This is a genomic window from Erwinia sp. JH02 (assembly GCF_013074405.1).
Taxonomy (GTDB): Bacteria; Pseudomonadota; Gammaproteobacteria; order Enterobacterales; family Enterobacteriaceae; genus Erwinia; species Erwinia rhapontici.
Genome location: NZ_JABANZ010000001.1, coordinates 582,379 through 601,027, shown reverse-complemented (window position 1 = coordinate 601,027; position 18,649 = coordinate 582,379). Strand labels below are relative to the sequence as shown.

Below are 18,649 nucleotides of genomic sequence, written 5' to 3'. Positions count from 1 at the left end.
TCCTTAAGGTGAAAATGGCCCCGAAACAGGGCCTGGTTTTCTACTCTTTCTCGCGCATATAGTCAGCAGTAGGCACTGAGTATTCACGGGGAGTGAAAGGCTGCGGCTCACCATCGACCATTCTGAATTCAGACACAATATAGCGACGTATCATCATTGTTTTCGTGGGTGACATTAGAGAAATGACAACGTTTATCTCACCGTATGCTGGGAATTGATAGTAATCCCTTGAGATGCAAAAATTATTTTTAGAAATGGTTAAGGCAGGTAGCTGCCTGTTGAAACCAGACATCTCGGGTGCATCTCTATCTCTGATTGCGAGGTAGTCGACATAATAATTCTCAGCATTTTTAATCTGGAAGCATAACCCATTATTCACTCTGAATGCTTCGCCGACCTCATATTGAGGTAGCTGTTCCCCTAATAACCCACACCCAGTAAGTAAAGGGAAAAATAGGGTGGTAAATAGTGATTTTTTTATTGTCATTAACGGATTCATGGGAATGCCCTTAACGTATATTTATACTGCTGCATTAACTCCTCAAAAGATAAGTCATCACAGTTAGTACATAATCTATTCATTCTCCAGTTAGTATGCCCGTTGAATTGTGTAAGGAGATAATAATCTGCAATGATTGATGCCTGCTGTTCCATACGAGAGGTACTCAGTGGCCAGCTGTCTAGAGCATATTTATAGGGCGCAGCCCAGTTTATCAGCCCCCTTAATTTAACATTCATACCGTGCTTAAACTGCCATACGTGAGACAGTTCATGAATGAAGGTGTGCTGATACAAAAAGTGAGCCTTTGAATAATCAGAACTGTAATACTCTCGAAGGTACATCTCTCCATTGGGTGACATTGATGCTCTTTTAAGTTGCAAACCAAAAGGCAGATAACTGCCTTTATGGAACCACACTTTAGGGTAATTAATCGTGTGACGAAAAATCTCTCGCGCCATTTTAATCTCGCCCGGCGTCATCAGGCGCAAACTGCCATCCTTAGTATCCTTATCAAACATCGTTAATCCTTGGTTCATCCGTGATTCATTCCTGGCAAGCATAGCAAATACACTTTGTACTAAACAGGTTGTGAGGTGTAATTTGCCTGGTGTGTCACGTTGGCCTTCAATGGCCGGAAAAAAGAAGGGATAACTCGAAAGGGGTATATCCCGCCAGCTTTAAGACGTAGCGAGATATTTACATAGCGGCAGTCAAACGAGTTTAATATTGCGGTGCTCAGGTTAATGAGTTGAACAACGCATAAGCACTATTGTTATTAACGCAGCGCATACCACTCTTTATGCTTCAGAGGATTGGTCATGGCGCCTAAAATATCGGAAAGCACGTTAACGGCAATCACCAGACTGCCCACTACCATCACGCCTGCGGAAATAGCGGCATAGTCCTGTTGGCGAATGGCATTAATCAGCCAGCGCCCCAGTCCAGGCCAGCTGAATACCACTTCGGTGATCATCGCCAGCGTCAGCATGGTCGAAAATTGTAGACCCAGGCGCGGGATCACGGGTGGCAGGGCGTTATGCAGGACGTGGCGGCGAATAATGGTAAACAGTGACAACCCACGCGTGGCCGCTGCTTTCACGTAATTCTGCTCCATCACTTCACGGGTGCTGAGACGCAGCAGACGGATCACCTCCGTAGTGGGGGCAACGGCCAGCGCCGTCACTGGCAACACCATATGTTTCAGTGCGCTGATAATCATTTCATGGCGCCACGGTGAATCGGTAATCCAGGCGTCGATCAGGGCGAATCCGCTAACATGCTTTACCGGATAGAGCAGATCAAAACGACCGGACACCGGGAACCAACCGAGATTCAGTGAGAAAAACAGCGTTAACAGCAGTGCAAGCCAGAATACAGGTAATGAAAATCCGAGCAGCGCCACGGCGCTGATCGCTTTGTCCTGCCACTTGTTACGCATCACGCCTGCGGCAATCCCCAGCGGTATCCCCACCATCAGCGCCACGCTAAATGCCATAAAGCAGAGTTCCAGCGTGGCAGGGAAAACCTCGCGCAGTTGCAGATTGATCGACTGGCCGTTAATGCTGGAAACGCCAAAATCGAGCTGCAAAATCCCTTTAAACCAGAACAGCCAGGCATCCAGTAAAGACGCACCCTGCAACGGCGCGTGTGGCGTAAAGTAGCTCAGGCTGAAGCCGAGCAGCGTCAACATAAACAGCGTTACGGCAAACAGCACCAGACGGCGCAGCGTATAGATAATCACGGTGACTTCTCCTCGCCGCCATCGCGGTAAACACCGGCAAATGAGGCATTGCCAAACGGACTGAGTACCAGCCCTTTAATATCGTAGCGATAGGCCTGCAAACGCAGAGAGTAGGCCAGCGGCAGAACCGGCAGCTCCTGAGACAACATCGCCTGGGCGCGGTCATAATAATCGATGCGGTTTGCCAGTTGCTGCGACAGCAGCGCCTTGTGCAGCAATTCATCAAAGCCAGAGTGGCACCAGTGCGCATAGTTAGTCTGGGAAGCAATTGCCGCACAGCTCAGCAACGGACGGAAGAAACTGTCCGGGTCATTACTGTCCGTTGCCCAGCCGGTCAGCGTCAGGTCGTGGTTCATCTCCATAAGTCTGGCTTCCTGGAAACGGCCTTCAACCTGCACGATGGTCACGCGAACGCCAACCTGGGCGAGATCTGCCTGAATCAACTCGGCAGTCTTCATCGGGCTGGGATTCCAGGACTGTGATGCCGAGGGTACCCACAGATTGAGGTGGAGATCGTCAATGCCCAGTGCCTTAAGCTGATCGCGGGATTTTTGGGGATCGTAAGGGGTCACGCGCGCATCGGTATCATAAGCCCAGGAAGCACGCGGCAGAATCGAAGCAGCGGTTTCTGCGGTACCGTAATAAATCGACTCCATCAAACGTTCGTTATTGATCGCCAGCGCCAGTGCCTGGCGTACCTCTGGGCGATCGAGCGGGGCTTTGCGCGTATTGAATGCCAGATAGGCAATATTCATTCCCGGCCGCAGCGTCAGTCGGAGGCGTGGATCATCGCGCAGGATAGAAAGCTGGCTGGCGGCAGGGTAGGCCAGCACATCGCATTCGCCGGTGAGCAGTTTGGACAACCGCCCGGTACCGCCCGCACTCATATCAATCACCACCTGTGACATGCGCGGCTTGCCCTTCCAGTAGGCGTCGTTACGTTGCAGGCGTACATACTGCCCGGCGTGATAATCGTTCAACATAAAGGGTCCGGTGCCGACCGGTTCACGGTCCAGCTGCTCCTGACGGTCCACTTTGGTGAGTTGGTCTGCGTACTCGGCCGACAGAACTGGCGCGTAGTGTGTTGCGAGATGCCAGAGGAATGAGGCGTCCGGGCTGTTAAGACGGATTTCGACGGTGTTTTTATCGATCTTTTTCACGCTCTGCACGGCGTCAGAGAACTGGAGGCTGTCAAAATAGGGATAGCTGCCGCCGTTGACGTTATGCCACGGATGCTGGCGATTAAACACACGTTCAAAGCTGAACACCACATCATCAGCGTTCATGGTACGGGTTGGCGTGAACCATGCAGTATGCTGGAAGGGCACTTTTTGGCGCAGATGGAAACGGTAGGTCGCGCCGTCGTCCAGCACTTCCCAGCTTTCAGCCAGCTCCGGCATCAGCCGATAGGTGTAAGGATCAACATCGAGCAGGCGATCGTAAAGCTGGGCGGCGAGGGTATCCACCACCAGCCCACTACTGGCCATCTGCGGATTAAACGTATTCATTACGCCATTGACGCAATACACGAAGCCACTCTGGCGAATATCACCAGGCGTGGAAGACCATACAGGGGTACTCAGCGCGCTAAGGCTGAGAAGCAAAATCGAGAATAATTTGCGCATAACTCTTCTGAAAATTCAGGCAATAAACAGAGTGTACCGCACTCGGAGGCTGCACCCAAAGTTTGCGAGGGCGAGGGGAAGAAAAATGCCCACAAGCCGTTAAGGGGTGTTAATAATAAGCCTGAACTTGTTATGGAAATGAGAAAGATTCTCAACAAAGTGCTTTACAGATCGGCTTGAGAATGATTATTATTCCCCTGCGCTTCAACGGTGGCTCTACCGTGGAAGAGCACGACATTGCTCACATTGCTTCCAGTATTTTTAGCCCGCCTTGAGCGGGCTTTTTTTTTGCCTGATTTCCCGGGCCTCAATCTTCACTGACACTGATATCATGCTTCTTTAACATGGCGCGCAGCTGATGATAGGTCACGCCCAGCAGCTCGGCAGCCCGGCGTTGATTAAAGCGAGCCTGAGTCAGCGCTTTCTCTACCAGCATTTTTTCCTGTTGATACTGCCAGTGACGTAAATCAAGCGGCAGGGCGGGCAGCGCATCATCACCCTGTGGTTCTGTCGTGACGGCAGGTTCCACGCGCTGGAAGGGGTTAAGAATGATGTTGTCGAGCGGATCCTCGATGCTGGCATGGCGATAGACCGATCGCTCCACCACGTTTTTCAGCTCACGTACGTTACCCGGCCAGCCATAGCCCAGCAGGCGTTGCTCCGCTGCCGGGGTAAAACCCGGAAAAAGCGCCAGGCCCAGTTCGCGGCACATCTGGATGGCAAAGTGCTGTGCCATCACCAGGATGTCGCTACGGCGTTCGCGCAGCGGAGGCAGCTGCACCACATCAAACGCCAGCCTGTCGAGAAGATCGGCGCGGAATTTTCCCTCACGGGCCAGCAGCGGCAGATCGTCATTGGTGGCGCACACCAGCCGCACGCTGACCTGCAACGGCTGACTACCGCCAACGCGTTCCAGTTGGCCGTATTCAATGACACGCAGTAATTTCTCCTGCACCAGCATCGGCGCCGTTGCCAGTTCATCAAGAAACAACGTGCCGCCATCGGCACGTTCAAAGCGCCCCAGATGGCGCTTTTGCGCGCCGGTAAAGGCGCCTGCTTCATGGCCGAACAGTTCTGAGTCCAGCAGGTTTTCATTCAGTGCGGCGCAGTTCAGCGAAATAAACGGCCCCTGCCAGCGGTCAGAGAGGTAGTGCAGACGGCTGGCAATCAACTCTTTACCTGTGCCGCGTTCGCCGATGACCAGCACGGGCTTATTTAGCGGTGCCAGACGGGAAACCTGCTCCAGCACATCAATAAAGTTATTCGACTCGCCAAGCAGGGTATCAGGATTTTCACTCATCATTAATTTCACCAAGTGTTAGTGATAAAAACCACTTTAGTCGCTGCATGTCATCCTGTAAAGCGATGCACTCATTGAAAATCAATAAGATAAAAACTGGCACGCCTTTTGAATAGTGTTATGCAGCAAGAACAACAGACACTAACTCAAGAGGATTTTGATTATGGGTATTTTTTCCCGCTTTGCCGACATCGTGAATGCCAATATAAACTCGCTGCTGGAGAAAGCGGAAGATCCGCAGAAGCTGGTGCGCCTGATGATTCAGGAGATGGAAGATACGCTGGTTGAAGTTCGCTCCACCTCAGCCCGCGCGCTGGCAGAGAAGAAACAGCTGCTGCGCCGTATTGATCAGGCTGAAAGCCAGCAGGCAGAATGGCAGGAGAAAGCCGAACTGGCCCTGCGTAAAGACAAAGACGATCTCGCCCGCGCTGCGCTGATGGAAAAACAGAAACTCACCGACCTGACCGCCTCATTGCAGCAGGAGGCCAGCCAGGTTGAAGAGAGCCTGACCCGCATGAAAGGGGAAATTGGTGAACTGGAAAGCAAACTGAGCGAAACCCGCGCCCGCCAGCAGGCGCTGACGTTACGCCATCAGGCAGCATCTTCTTCGCGTGATGTTCGCCGTCAGCTCGACAGTGGTAAAATTGATGAAGCGATGGCGCGTTTTGAATCGTTCGAACGCCGCATCGACCATATGGAAGCTGAAGCCGAAAGCCACAGTTTCGGAAAAAAGAAAACGCTGGACCAGGAGTTTGCTGAGTTACAGGCTGACGATGAAATCAGCCAGCAGCTGGCGGCGTTGAAAGCGAAAATGAATCGCAGTGAGTAACGGAACTGGCCACGGCAGTGGCCAGAACAGTTAAGCTTAACCTTCAAGGAACGTGAATGAGTGTCTTCATTATTGCCTTACCCCTGACGTTGTTTCTGCTGTTCGTCGCGCCGATCTGGCTCTGGCTGCATTACACAAAACGCCAGAACGGTGGGGCGGAACTGTCGCAGAACGAACTGCAACGGCTTCAGCAGCTGACCCAGGACGCACGCAAAATGCGTGAGCGTATTCAGGCGCTGGAAGCCATCCTCGATGCCGAGCATCCTCAGTGGAGGCAGCCATGAGTCAGAAGAAACTGTACTGCATCCCTGAGCAGGGGAAGCTCAAAGGTGTCTGCGCAGGGATTGCCGACTATTTGGGTGTTCCGGTGTTACTGGTGCGTGTGATTGTTATCATGTCGCTGTTTTTCGGTTTGTTTTTACTGACCATCGTGGGCTATCTGCTGCTGGCCGCGATACTGCCGGATATGCCGCCGAGTGAGCAGGGCCGCGACAAACCACTCAGCGCACATCAGCTGTTGGATGAGCTGAGCGCCGAGCTGAACGGTGGCGAGCGTGAGTTGCGCGAGGTAGAACGTTATGTCACCTCGGAAACCTTTAGCGTACGCAGCCGTTTCAGTCAGCTGTAATCTTCCGGTCCTTTTTCAGGAGTCATATTATGCGTCACTGGCAGCCCCATCCGCGCCTGAAAAAGGCCGGAAAATTTATTCTCATCAGCGCCATCACTTACGGTCCGGCCGGATTAAGCGGCTGGGCGGTGAAATCGGTGGCTCGCAGGCCGCTGAAGATCCTGCTGGCCTGGGCACTGGAACCGTTACTAAAACGCGTGATGCGCCGGGCCACCGCGCGCTGGGTGAAGCCCTCATCCTGAGTCAATATACCCGTCATACTTCAAGTTGCATGTGCGTTGGCTTCACTCAGTCACCCGAATCACATACTCGAGTAAGCTCATCGGGCCGCTTTCATGCAGCTCGAATTATTTTGGGTATAAAGCAGCAATGGCATGAGGATGTTACGATAAGGAACACACAACAATAAGGTGCCAACGCCACAGATGAAACGACTACAACATGAATTGCTGTCGCTGGTGAATCGCGGCGCGGATCGCCATCTGCGCCTGGCGGTCACCGGATTAAGCCGCAGCGGAAAAACCGCTTTTATTACCTCGCTGGTGAATCAACTTCTTAACGTCAATTCCGGTGCTCGTCTACCGATGTTCTCGGCCGTGCGCGAACAGCGTCTGCTGGGCGTGAAACGCGTCCCACAGCGCGATCTCGGTATCCCGCGTTTTACTTACGATGAAGGCGTGGCTCAACTCTATGGCACACCGGCGGCCTGGCCAACGCCAACCCGTGGCGTCAGTGAAATTCGCCTGGCGCTGCGCTACCGTTCGCAGGCATCACTGCTTCGCCACTTTAAAGAGACCTCCACGCTTTATCTGGAGATCGTCGACTACCCTGGCGAATGGCTGTTAGACCTGCCGATGCTGGAACAGGATTACCTGAGCTGGTCGCGTCAGATGACGGGCCTGTTACAGGGTGACCGCGCCGAATGGGCGCTGCAGTGGCGCCAGCTATGTGAAGGGCTGGACCCGCTGGCCCCGGCAGATGAAAACCGCCTGGCCGATATTGCCGCCGCCTGGACCGAATACCTGCAGCGCTGTAAACAGGAAGGCCTGCACTTTATCCAGCCAGGCCGCTTTGTGCTGCCCGGTGACATGGCCGGCGCACCCGCCCTGCAATTTTTCCCCTGGCCCGAGGTGGCAGAAGGGGGAGAAACGCGCCTGGCGCAGGCCGATGCGGGCAGTAATATCGGCACTTTGCGCGCCCGCTATCAGTATTATTGCCAGCACGTGGTGAAGGGGTTTTATAAAAATCACTTCCTGCGTTTCGATCGTCAGATCGTGCTGGTGGACTGTTTGCAACCGCTCAACAGCGGGCCGCAGGCGTTTAACGATATGCGCCTGGCATTGACCCAACTGATGCAAAGCTTCTCCTACGGCCAGCGCACGCTGTTTCGCCGTCTGTTTTCTCCGGTTATCGACAAACTGCAGTTTGCCGCCACCAAATCCGACCATGTCACCGCCGATCAACATGCCAATCTGGTGTCGCTGCTCCAGCAACTGGTGCAGGATGCCTGGCAGAACGCGGCGTTTGAAGGCATCAAGATGGACTGCATCGGGCTGGCATCCGTGCAGGCCACCCAAAGTGGCCGTGTTGATCACCAGGGCGAAAGCATTCCGGCACTGCGAGGGCACCGTCTGTCCGACAACACCCCGCTGACGGTTTACCCCGGTGAAGTGCCACCTCGCCTGCCGGGACAGGCATTCTGGCAGGATCAGGGATTCCATTTTGAACAGTTCCGCCCGCAGGATCTGGATGTTGACCGGCCTTTGCCACATATCCGGATGGATGCTGCACTGGAGTTTTTACTGGGAGATAAACTGCGATGAACGCACCCATTAAACCAAGAATTGATTTTGCCCAGCCGCTCAGTGACGAACCGGCGCCTGTTTTACGCCAGCAGCAGGCGTTTGCTGAGCAGCAGGATAACTTCGTGGCTACGGAGCCAGAGCTGGATGTTGAACCGGAAGGTGCCGGTGAGCTGGCGGTGGAAGCCGCACTGCGGCCTAAACGCAGCCTGTGGCGCAAAATGGTGATGGCGGGTCTGGGTCTGTTTGGTGTCAGCGTGGTTGCTCAGGGCGTACAGTGGGCACACCAGGCATGGATAACCCAGGACTGGATCGGCCTCGGCGGCAGCGTGGCGGGCGGATTGATTATCGCGGCAGGGGCCGGATCGTTGATCGGTGAATGGCGCCGTCTTTACCGCCTGCGTGAAAGGGCGGAAGAACGTGACGTGGCGCGTGAACTGCTGGCCAGCCACGGCAGCGGTCAGGGCCGCGCGTTCTGCGAAAAGCTGGCGCAGCAGGCGGGGCTGGAGTCCGGTCACCCGGCCCTGCAACGCTGGCAGGCTTCGTTGCATGAAACGCAAAACGATCGTGAAGTGGTTGCACTGTATGCCCAACTGGTGCAGCCGGTGCTGGATCGGCAGGCGCGGCGTGAAATCAGCCGTTATGCCGCTGAATCGACGTTGATGATTGCCGTCAGCCCGCTGGCGTTGGTGGATATGGCCTTTATCGCCTGGCGCAATCTGCGTCTGGTGAACCGCATTGCTGCGCTGTATGGCATTGAGCTGGGTTATTTCAGTCGGCTGCGGCTGTTCCGCCTGGTGCTGTTGAACATCGCTTTTGCAGGTGCGTCGGAGCTGATCCGCGAAGTGGGCATGGACTGGATGTCACAAGATCTTGCCGCCCGACTTTCCACCCGCGCCGCACAGGGGATTGGAGCCGGGCTGCTGACCGCCCGGCTCGGGATTAAAGCGATGGAGCTGTGCCGCCCGCTGCCGTGGCTGGAAGGAGATAAACCCCGCCTTGGTGATTTCCGCCGTGAGCTGATAGGGCAGTTAAAAGAGAGCGTGCAGCGCAGCGGGAAGGACAATCCATAAACAGACTGTCAACTTTTCATGACAGAACACTTCTGGCCTGACGAGGGATAGCGTATTATCCATCAATACGCTCCGCACTGTGATAATAAAGGTTAAAACGCATGCGTCTTGAAGTTTTTTGCCAGGATCGAATCGGTCTGACCCGTGAACTGCTGGATCTGCTGGTTGAACGCAGCATCGATCTACGCGGTATCGAAATTGCCGCCATTGGCCGCATCTATCTTAACTTTTCCACCGTCAGCTTTGAGCAGTTCAGCCAGCTGATGGCGGAAATCCGCCGCATTCCCGGCGTCACTGACGTGCGTACCGTCTCCTATTTGCCCTCAGAGCGTGAACATCGCGCACTGAGCGCGCTGCTGGTCGCCCTGCCTGATCCGGTGTTCTCCATTGACCTGAAAAGCAAAGTGGAACTGGCGAACCCGGCGGCCCAGGCCCTGTTTTCCCTTAATGAAGAGAAGATGCGCAATTACAGTGCCGGATCGTTGATCGCCGGTTTCAATTTCCAGCACTGGCTGGAAAGCGAACGCATTGAGGCTGAAGCGCATCACGTTGTGCTGCAGGGGCGCGACTTCCTGATGGAGATCACACCGATCTATGCACAGGACGAAGATACGGCGGCCCCGAACCCGGTCGGCGGCGTGGTACTGCTGAAATCCACAGCGCGTATGGGCCAGCAGCTGCAGAATCTTATCGTGAATGATGATAGTGAGTTCCAGCACATTGTTGCCGTCAGCAGCAAAATGCGCCAGGTGGTGGATCAGGCACGAAAACTGGCAATGCTCGATGCACCTCTGTTGATTGTGGGCGATACCGGTACCGGAAAAGATATGCTGGCCCGCGCCTGCCATCTGCGCAGTGCGCGCGGGAAAAAACCTTTCCTGGCGTTGAACTGTGCCTCGCTGCCGGATGATGTGGCCGAAAGTGAGCTGTTCGGACATGCGGCTGGCGCTTACCCCAATGCGCTGGAAGGGAAAAAAGGGTTCTTTGAACAGGCCAGCGGTGGCTCCGTGCTACTGGATGAAATCGGGGAAATGTCACCCCGCATGCAGACCAAACTGCTGCGTTTCCTCAATGATGGCACTTTCCGCCGTGTCGGCGAAGAGCACGAAGTTCATGTGAATGTGCGGGTGATCTGTGCCACGCAGAAAAACCTGATGGAGCTGGTGCAGCGCGGTGAGTTCCGCGAGGATCTGTTCTACCGTCTGAATGTACTGACGCTTAACCTGCCGCCGTTGCGCGATCGTCCACAGGACATCCTGCCGCTGACCGAAATGTTTGTCGCACGCTTTGCAGATGAGCAGGGCGTACCACGGCCAAAACTCTCCGCACAGCTGAATGCCTTCCTGACCCGTTACACCTGGCCGGGTAACGTGCGCCAGTTGAAAAATGCGCTGTATCGCGCACTGACTCAACTGGACGGCTATGAGCTGCGTCCACAGGATATTGTGTTGCCTGAATATGCGATGGAGATGCCGCTGGGGGATGATGCAATTGAAGGGTCGCTGGACGATATCACCAGCCGCTTTGAGCGCTCAGTATTAACCCGGCTTTATCTCTCTTATCCCAGCACGCGCAAACTGGCAAAACGCCTGGGTGTCTCGCACACCGCGATTGCCAATAAGTTGCGTGAATATGGTTTGAGCCAGAAAAAGAGCGATCCTGAATAAGGGTTACCGCGTTTCGCGCAGGTAATCAATCAGTGCTCTGAGCGGCGTGGGCACCACCGTATTGCCGGGATAATAGAGTGAATATCCGGTAAACGGGGGTGTCCAGTCACTGAGGAGCGGCACCAGCTCACCGTCTGCTATCGCCATGTCCACCAGGGCGCCGAACAGATAGCTGATGCCCGCCCCTTGTTTCACGGCGGCAACCAGTAATTCCGGCTCATTGACTCTCAAGGGGGCTGCGATATCCACCTCCAGCCTTTTTCCGTTCTTCTCAAACTCCCATCGCCACGCTGTATGATCCGACGGGCGAAAGTAAGAGAGACAGCGGTGCTGATGCAGATCTGCGGGATGCTGTGGGCATCCGTTTTGTGCCAGATACTGAGGGGAGGCCACCACGTGCATCTGCACATTGCCTCCCAGTGGAACAGCAATCATATCCTGATGCAGTTTTTCCCCCAGCCGTATCCCCGCGTCATACCCTGCGCTGACAATATCGATCAATCCCTCTTCTGACACAATCTCCACCTCAATCTCTGGATAACGGGCCATAAATCCGGCCACTTGAGGGGCCAGCAGATGCAGCGCTGCCAGCCTTGGAGCATTGATGCGCAACGTGCCTCTGGGAATGTGGCTGTGGCTGGCAAGGTCGGCTACTGCCGCATCCAGCTCGGCCAGCAGCGGATGCAACCGGGCAATCAGCGCTGCACCGGCTTCCGTCGCAGCCACGCTCCGCGTGGTTCGGTTCAACAGGCGAACGCCGTGGCGCTGTTCCAGAGATTTGATGGTCTGGCTGAGTGCTGAGGGCGTCAGCGCCAGGCGAGCGGCAGCACGGGCAAAATTGCCGCATTCCGCAATAGCCATCAGCGCCCGCAACTCCATAAATTCACTGCCACGCATTCTGTCTTTCCTGCTTAATACTCCATGAAGATTAAACAGTATTATTTAATAACCCGCTCAGTGCCAGACTCTCCTCTCTTAACACGAGGAGTAAACCATGAGTTTTAAGCAGCAACGCATCCTGATTACCGGCGGCAGCAGTGGTATTGGTCTGGCAGGCGCACAGCAATTAGCACGTGAAGGGGCTGAACTGATCGTTACCGGTCGTAACCCACAACACCTGGCAGAGGCAGCCAGGTTATTACCGGGGGAAACCCGGGTACTGCGTTCGGACAATAGTGAGCCTGACGATTTGACGGCATTAGTTGAGTGCGTGAAACAGACGGGGCCGCTGGATGGGCTGTGGCTGAACGCGGGTTATGCCGCTGTGGCACCCTGCGATCGGCAAGATAAGACGTTCTTTGATGCGATGATGGCGGCGAATGTGCGTGGCCCGGTATTACAACTGGCCGCGCTGTCCGCTTTCCTGAAACCGGGGGCAGCCGTTGTTGTGACAGCCTCGTCTTCAGCCTATGAAGGTGCGGCGGCGACCAGTATCTATGCCGCCACTAAAGCGGCGCTGATAGCCTTAACGCGCTGCTGGGCAACGGAACTGGCGGCACGTCAGATTCGGGTTAATTGTCTGGTGCCTGGCCCGATAAGCAGCGAACTGCGCAGCTTCCTGCCGGTGGATCAACGTGAGGAATTTGAACAGGGTGTGCTGGCTCAGGTGCCGTTAGCGAGGATAGGGCGAGCAGAAGAAGCGGCGGCGGTCGCGCTGTTTTTGCTGTCAAGCGCTGCGAGTTATGTGACCGGGAGTCAGTACTGCGTGGACGGGGGATTGCTGATGCGATAGAGCAGGCCACAAGGACCAACAAACTGCGTGAATATGGCTTGAGCCAGAAGAAGAGCGATCCGTCGTAGGGGCGAGGCACGCCTCGCCCTGGGTCGGGCATGCCCGACCCCTACGAAAAAATATTACTTCAACGCTGCCAGTGCGGCATCGTAGTCTGGCTCGGTGGTGATCTCATTCACCAGTTGGCTGTAGATGACGTTATCTTTTTCATCCAGAACCACAACCGCGCGCGCAGTCAGTCCGGCCAGTGGGCCGTCAACGATTGCCACGCCGTAGTCCTTTTTGAAGTCGCCGCCACGCAGGGTGGAGAGGGTGACCACATTGCTCAGGCCATCGGAGCCGCAGAAACGGGACTGGGCAAACGGCAGGTCTGCTGAAATACACAACACAACGGCGTTATTCACATCACCCGCCAGCTGATTAAATTTACGCACAGACGTGGCACACACGCCGGTATCAATGCTTGGGAAGATGTTAAGCACTTTGCGTTTGCCCGCATAGTGGGACAGGGAGACATCGGAGAGATCTTTGGCCACCAGGGTGAACGGTTTTGCTGGCTGGCCCGGCGCTGGCAGTTGCCCGTCAACGGAAACCGGATTGCCCTGGAAATGTACGGTCTGAGACATAATCTATCCTTTTAATGTTAATGGTGTTTAACCTGCTTCAGTGTATGCCATGCTGAAGCAGTGAGACAGTATAAATGCGATACAATGTGCTGGCATCAACTCAGATTAAGGATTGAAGCATGAGATCAGTGAAGACTTATCCGGAAAGCTGGCCGTTACATACGCCGTTTGTGATCGCACGTGGCGCCCGCAGTGAGGCGGGTGTGGTGGTGGTTGAGCTGGAAGAAAATGGCATTAAATCCATCGGCGAATGCACCCCCTATGCGCGTTACGGCGAGAGTGAAGCGTCGGTGCTGGCGCAAATTACCGCGTTGTTGCCTGCGTTGCAGCAGGGGCTGACCCGGGCAGAGCTTCAGCAGCAACTGCCTGCGGGTGCCGCGCGCAATGCGATCGACAGCGCTCTGTGGGATCTGGAGGTGGGGCGTGGCGGGCAAAGCCTGTGGCAATTAACAGGAAGCCATGCACCTGCGCAAATCACGATGGCGCAAACCGTGAGCATCGATGTACCCGAAATGATGGCCAGCAGTGCTTTGGCGCTATGGGAGAACGGGGCCAGATTACTGAAAATTAAACTCGACGATCATCTGATTACAGAACGTCTGGTGGCGATCCGCAGTGCCGTGCCGCAGGCCACGCTGATTGTTGATGCTAACGAGTCCTGGCACAGTGAGGGGTTGGCGGCCCGTTGCCAGCTGCTGGCTGATCTCGGCATCGCCATGCTGGAACAGCCACTGCCTGCGGCTGACGATGCCGCGCTGGAGAACTTTATTCACCCCTTGCCGATCTGTGCAGATGAGAGCTGCCATACCGCGGACAGCCTGCCTGCGCTGCACGGGCGCTATGACATGGTGAACATCAAACTGGACAAAACCGGGGGCCTGACGGCCGCGCTGGAACTGGCTCAGGCCGCGCAGGCACAGGGGTTTTCCATTATGCTCGGCTGCATGCTGTGCACCTCACGCGCCATTCGTGCCGCATTGCCGCTGGTGCCTCAGGCGCGTTTTGTCGACCTGGATGGCCCCACCTGGCTGGCGGTGGACGCCGAGCCTGCTCTACCGTTTAGCTGCGGAAGCATTGAGCTTTCACGGCTGCCAGTAGAGTAAATCGACCAGCGCCCCCAGATAGCGTTCGGTCGCTTCATCGGCGGCAATCGGTGGGAATTCGGCGGTGATGCAGGGCAGGTTGATATCGGCGCACCAGCTGCCAAACGAGCCTGGCGTGGCATAACCGACGCTGGTGACCAGCGGCAGGCCCGTTTTGGCCGCCAGCCAGTGCCCCAGTGGGCTGCTGTGCGGATCTTCAATACAGGCCAGGGGCTCATGAAAGGTGACAATCCAGGCCGGGGAGAGCTGGTGAATCAGCTGGCAAAGCGCCTTCGTTTCGGGTTCGGAAGCGGCATGCTCACCGGTGGACAACAGCACATCGCGTTCCTCGGCCACGCTGTTCCAGCGGTAAACCGTGTCGCCATGCTGCCAGTTGGCGGCAGGAAAGTTGCGGTTGAGATCCACACCATTAGCATTGGCGCGCAGCCCAAGCTGGCAACCGTCCGGGTTTACCGCGAGCACCACATGATGCCGACGATGGCTATCCTGCAACGTGCGCATGGCGCAGGAGAGAGTAACCACCGCTGCGGTTTCATCGCCATGCGTACCCGCGAGGATCAGCCCGCTGTCATCGTCCGCCAGCGGGGCCGGGAACCAGAGCAGCGGTGCGCCCAGCACGGACTGTCCATAGTGTTGCGTGGGGGCATCCAGACGACCACGCAGAGGCCGGGGGTGAAGTAATGACATTGTCCTGCTCCTGAGAGAAAGTTCTGCGCTAAGCCTGGCACATCACCTGCTGCGGTTCATCATAAAAACACTGTTTCGCAGCGTGCAATTTGCGTTAGAGTGCCAGCAGTACAAAAACACCCGCCGTTTCGCTGACAGGTAAGGATATCTCTATGAGGACATCATCATCTTTTGCGCTGGCTGCTTTAGCGCTATGTATCAGCTCAACTTTGCACGCTGCCGACGTTCCGGCAGGGACTCAACTGGCCGCACGACAGGAAATTGTCCGTCATATTAAAGATGAACCGGCCTCGCTGGACCCGGTGAAAGCGGTCGGCTTACCTGAAATTCCGGTGATCCGCGATCTGTTTGAGGGGCTGACCAATCAGGATGCCAGCGGGAAAATCATTCCCGGCGTGGCGACGGCCTGGCAGACCAATGATAATAAAACCTGGATTTTCACGCTAAGAAAAGATGCCCGCTGGTCAAATGGTGACACTGTCACAGCGGCGGATTTTGTTTACAGCTGGCAGCGCCTGGTTGATCCAAAAAACACCTCAACCTTCGCCTGGTTTGCTGAGCTGGCCGGGATTGAAAATGCGGGTGCGATTGTTAAAGGTGAGATGAGCCCGGATAAACTGGGCGTCAGTGCCATTGATGCCACCCATCTGAAAGTCACACTCGATAAACCGGTACCTTATTTTGTCAGCCTGACGGCCAACTTCAGCCTGTTCCCGGTGCCGCAAAAGGTGATTGCACAATATGGCGATCAGTGGACGCGTGCGGGCAATCTGGTCGGTAACGGGGCGTATCAGCTCAACAACCGGGTGGTGAATGAGAAGGTCGAGCTGGTGCGTAATCCGCACTACTGGGATGATGCACATTCGGTGCTTACCAAGGTCACCTTTGTACCGATCAGTGAAGAGTCCAGCGCGACCAAACGTTACCGCGCCGGGGATATCGATATTACCGAGTCCTTCCCGAAAGAGCTTTACGGGCTGCTGAAGAAAGAGATCCCTGCAGAGGTCTACACACCTGACCAGCTCGGCACCTATTATTATGCATTCAACACCCAGAAGGGCCCGACGGCCGATGTTCGCGTGCGTCAGGCGCTCTCCTGGTCCATCGACCGTAAAGTCATTGCGGAGAAAGTGCTGGGCACGGGCGAAAAACCCGCCTGGCATTTTACGCCGGATGTCACGGCAGGTTTTACCCCGAAAGCCAGCTTTATGCAGCAGCACAGTCAGGCAGAACTTAACGCGCAGGCCAAAGCACTGCTCGCGGCGGCAGGTTATGGTCCCACGCATCCGCTCAATTTGACGCTGTTGTATAACACCTCGGAAACACACAAGAAGATCGCCATTGCCGTGGCCTCCATGTGGAAGAAAAACCTTGGGGTCAATGTGAAGCTGCAAAACCAGGAGTGGAAGACTTACATTGATAACCGTAACAGCGGGAATTTCGATGTTATCCGCGCTTCCTGGGTGGGGGATTACAACGAGCCTTCGACGTTCCTCAGCCTGCTGACCTCAACGCATAGCGGTAATATCGCCCGCTTTAAAAGCAGCGAATATGATGCGGTGCTGGCGCAGGCCAGTCGTCAGACTAATGACAAAGCACGTAACGACGACTACAACCGTGCTGAACAGATGATCGCCGGGCAGGCTCCGATTGCGCCGATCTATCAGTACACCAATGGTCGGTTGATTAAGCCTTATGTGAAGGGGTATCCCATTACTAATCCGGAAGATGTTGCTTACAGTCGTACGCTGTATATTTTGAAGCACTGATAGATAGCGAGCGCCACGTCGTCTTAAGGTCCAGGTCAAGGACGTTGACGTTGACCCGGACCTTGACCTGGCCCTAACCCTGGCCACGCCCCTAACACAACCAATACCCACGAAAAGCAGCAGTTAACGCTGCTGCTTCCGCTATTGAATCGCGCACGTTATGTGCACAATGATGCCATTCTGTCCGAAACGGTAATGATGATGAAACTGACCCCTCTGCTGGTACTCTCTCTGCTACTCAGTGGCTGCGCTTTGAAGCAATATCCTGATTCTCCCCCGGTCAGTGCCGTGCAGGCCGATCAGCTGGATTGCCAGGGCGTACAGCAGCAACTTGCTGAACAACAAAAGGTCCAGCAGGATATCGATAAAACAGGGGAGTTTGACGCGTTGACGGTGGTCGGTGCCGCCATGGACTTCGGTATTGGCAACGGTATTGCGAAACATCAGGCGCAGAAGCAGGCGACAGAGCGCGAAGAACAGTTACAACAGCTGGCCGCAGCGAAGTGTTCACGCGCCAGTTAAGACACAAATCGTAACAAACCGGGAGATCTGTCACAGATTGGCAGCCTGGTACTTGAGACGCGCGTATAATCCCTTATCGTGTTCATCACTGGATTGTTACTGCATTTATGCAGGCAAAACCTGACCGCTGGAGCATATCCGGCTGTCAGGTTTTTTTGTTTCAGGCAGGGAAATGAAAATAGCAAAAGTTCTGAATAATAATGTAGTCATCGTTCATGACGAACAGGGTAATGAACAGGTGGTGATGGGGCGCGGGCTGGCGTTTAAAAAACGCAGTGGCGACGAGCTGGACCCAACGCTGGTCGAAAAAACCTTTGCCCTGAAAAGTCGGGAGCTGACCGGGCGCCTGAGCGAACTCTTGTCCGAAATTCCGCTGGAAGTGGTGATTGCCAGCGAATGCATTATCGCGCTGGCACGTGAGCAGTTGTCGTGTGCGCTGCACGAAAGCCTGGCGATTGCACTGACCGACCACGTCAATTTTGCGCTGACCCGTCATCAGCAGAATTTGCCGATCCGTAATGTGTTGCAGTGGGAAATTCGCAGTCTTTATCCGAAAGAGTATGCGGTCGGGCTGGCGGCACTGGATATTATAGAAAAGCGCTTAAAGGCGCGCTTACCTGAAGATGAGGCGGGGTTTATTGCCCTGCACCTGGTCAATGCTCAGCTGGGCAGCGAGATGCCTGCGGTGATGCATATCACCAAATTTATGCAGGAAATCCTGCATATTGTTAAGTATCAGCTGCAGCTGGATTACCAGACCGACTCGCTGAGTTACAACCGTTTTGTGACCCACCTGAAATTCTTTTCTCAGCGTATGCTGGGGAAACGCGGCGTCTATAGCGACGATGAATCGCTGCATGACGTGGTGCGCGACCGTTATCCTGATGCGTATAAGTGCGTGGAGAAAATTGACCGTCATGTGATGAAAAATTACGAATATACGCTGGGCAGTGAGGAGCGGATGTTTTTGACGATTCACATCGAGCGGGTCAGAAAAGAGACGCTGGCGTTGGGGGAGAGCCAGGACGAGGCATGATGTTTTT

At 55.0% G+C, this 18,649-nt stretch carries 20 protein-coding genes; 12 read left to right on the top strand and 8 right to left on the bottom strand.

Translation table 11 applies throughout. The annotated features are described in order from the left end of the window. Positions 1–40: 40 nt before the first annotated feature. The 5 genes from HHI26_RS02750 to pspF form a co-directional block, all read right to left on the bottom strand. Positions 41–499: a putative T6SS immunity periplasmic lipoprotein gene (locus tag HHI26_RS02750; protein ID WP_171148554.1), complete on the bottom strand. Its 459-nt coding sequence runs from the start codon at positions 497–499 to the stop codon at positions 41–43. Continuing rightward, on the bottom strand, positions 496–1,020 hold the full coding sequence (locus tag HHI26_RS02745; RefSeq protein ID WP_171148553.1) for a type IV secretion protein Rhs: 525 nt from the start codon (positions 1,018–1,020) through the stop codon (positions 496–498). Before HHI26_RS02745 ends, HHI26_RS02750 begins: the two co-directional genes overlap by 4 nt. Positions 1,021–1,277: 257 nt before the next feature. Continuing rightward, positions 1,278–2,243 (bottom strand): putrescine export ABC transporter permease SapB, encoded by a 966-nt coding sequence (gene sapB, locus HHI26_RS02740; protein ID WP_159337165.1) that lies wholly within the window; start codon positions 2,241–2,243, stop codon positions 1,278–1,280. After that, on the bottom strand, positions 2,240–3,868 hold the full coding sequence (sapA, locus tag HHI26_RS02735; protein WP_133845040.1) for an ABC transporter substrate-binding protein SapA: 1,629 nt from the start codon (positions 3,866–3,868) through the stop codon (positions 2,240–2,242). Before sapA ends, sapB begins: the two co-directional genes overlap by 4 nt. A gap of 307 nt (positions 3,869–4,175) precedes the next feature. Beyond that, on the bottom strand, positions 4,176–5,171 hold the full coding sequence (pspF, locus tag HHI26_RS02730) for a phage shock protein operon transcriptional activator (RefSeq protein ID WP_133845038.1): 996 nt from the start codon (positions 5,169–5,171) through the stop codon (positions 4,176–4,178). A 160-nt stretch (positions 5,172–5,331) separates the two neighbouring features. Between pspF and pspA the strand changes: the two genes are divergently transcribed. The 7 genes from pspA to tyrR all read left to right on the top strand — a co-directional run bounded on the left by pspA (position 5,332) and on the right by tyrR (position 11,167). Beyond that, complete coding sequence (pspA, locus tag HHI26_RS02725; protein WP_133845036.1) at positions 5,332–5,997, top strand: phage shock protein PspA; 666 nt, start codon at positions 5,332–5,334, stop codon at positions 5,995–5,997. A gap of 56 nt (positions 5,998–6,053) precedes the next feature. Continuing rightward, positions 6,054–6,281 carry an envelope stress response membrane protein PspB gene (pspB, locus tag HHI26_RS02720; protein WP_133845034.1) on the top strand — a complete coding sequence of 76 codons (228 nt, stop codon included), beginning with the start codon at positions 6,054–6,056 and terminating at the stop codon, positions 6,279–6,281. Then, a complete protein-coding gene (pspC, locus tag HHI26_RS02715; RefSeq protein WP_133845032.1) occupies positions 6,278–6,625 on the top strand; it encodes an envelope stress response membrane protein PspC in 348 nt (115 codons plus the stop codon). The genes pspB and pspC overlap by 4 nt, the downstream gene beginning before the upstream one ends. 29 nt (positions 6,626–6,654) lie before the next feature. Further along, complete coding sequence (gene pspD, locus HHI26_RS02710) at positions 6,655–6,867, top strand: phage shock protein PspD (protein WP_133845030.1); 213 nt, start codon at positions 6,655–6,657, stop codon at positions 6,865–6,867. Positions 6,868–7,050: 183 nt separating this feature from the next. Further along, positions 7,051–8,448 carry a YcjX family protein gene (locus HHI26_RS02705; protein WP_133845028.1) on the top strand — a complete coding sequence of 466 codons (1,398 nt, stop codon included), beginning with the start codon at positions 7,051–7,053 and terminating at the stop codon, positions 8,446–8,448. After that, a complete protein-coding gene (locus HHI26_RS02700; RefSeq protein ID WP_133845026.1) occupies positions 8,445–9,500 on the top strand; it encodes a YcjF family protein in 1,056 nt (351 codons plus the stop codon). The genes HHI26_RS02705 and HHI26_RS02700 overlap by 4 nt, the downstream gene beginning before the upstream one ends. Positions 9,501–9,601: 101 nt before the next feature. Then, positions 9,602–11,167: a transcriptional regulator TyrR gene (tyrR, locus tag HHI26_RS02695; RefSeq protein ID WP_133845024.1), complete on the top strand. Its 1,566-nt coding sequence runs from the start codon at positions 9,602–9,604 to the stop codon at positions 11,165–11,167. 3 nt (positions 11,168–11,170) lie between these two features. Here the strand turns inward: tyrR and HHI26_RS02690 are convergent, their stop codons facing one another. Then, entirely contained in the window at positions 11,171–12,064 is an 894-nt protein-coding gene (locus HHI26_RS02690; RefSeq protein ID WP_171148552.1) for a LysR family transcriptional regulator, read from the bottom strand. Positions 12,065–12,161: 97 nt separating this feature from the next. Here HHI26_RS02690 and HHI26_RS02685 point away from each other — a divergent pair, with 97 nt between their 5' ends. Then, complete coding sequence (locus HHI26_RS02685) at positions 12,162–12,899, top strand: SDR family oxidoreductase (protein WP_171148551.1); 738 nt, start codon at positions 12,162–12,164, stop codon at positions 12,897–12,899. A 122-nt stretch (positions 12,900–13,021) separates the two neighbouring features. Here the strand turns inward: HHI26_RS02685 and tpx are convergent, their stop codons facing one another. Next, on the bottom strand, positions 13,022–13,525 hold the full coding sequence (tpx, locus tag HHI26_RS02680; RefSeq protein WP_133845018.1) for a thiol peroxidase: 504 nt from the start codon (positions 13,523–13,525) through the stop codon (positions 13,022–13,024). A gap of 119 nt (positions 13,526–13,644) precedes the next feature. On the opposite strand from tpx, the gene ycjG reads away from it, so the two are divergent. Next, positions 13,645–14,628 carry an L-Ala-D/L-Glu epimerase gene (ycjG, locus tag HHI26_RS02675; RefSeq protein WP_171148550.1) on the top strand — a complete coding sequence of 328 codons (984 nt, stop codon included), beginning with the start codon at positions 13,645–13,647 and terminating at the stop codon, positions 14,626–14,628. Here the strand turns inward: ycjG and mpaA are convergent. Further along, positions 14,608–15,315: a murein tripeptide amidase MpaA gene (gene mpaA / locus HHI26_RS02670; protein WP_133845014.1), complete on the bottom strand. Its 708-nt coding sequence runs from the start codon at positions 15,313–15,315 to the stop codon at positions 14,608–14,610. The two genes, ycjG and mpaA, sit on opposite strands and share 21 nt — an antisense overlap. A 152-nt stretch (positions 15,316–15,467) precedes the next feature. Between mpaA and HHI26_RS02665 the strand changes: the two genes are divergently transcribed. The 3 genes from HHI26_RS02665 to HHI26_RS02655 all read left to right on the top strand — a co-directional run bounded on the left by HHI26_RS02665 (position 15,468) and on the right by HHI26_RS02655 (position 18,642). Then, positions 15,468–17,084, top strand: coding sequence for an ABC transporter substrate-binding protein (locus HHI26_RS02665; protein WP_133845012.1), 1,617 nt, complete (start codon positions 15,468–15,470; stop codon positions 17,082–17,084). 198 nt (positions 17,085–17,282) lie between these two features. Continuing rightward, positions 17,283–17,606 (top strand): hypothetical protein, encoded by a 324-nt coding sequence (locus HHI26_RS02660; RefSeq protein ID WP_133845449.1) that lies wholly within the window; start codon positions 17,283–17,285, stop codon positions 17,604–17,606. A 172-nt stretch (positions 17,607–17,778) separates the two neighbouring features. Then, positions 17,779–18,642 carry a PRD domain-containing protein gene (locus tag HHI26_RS02655; RefSeq protein WP_133845010.1) on the top strand — a complete coding sequence of 288 codons (864 nt, stop codon included), beginning with the start codon at positions 17,779–17,781 and terminating at the stop codon, positions 18,640–18,642. Positions 18,643–18,649: the final 7 nt, after the last annotated feature.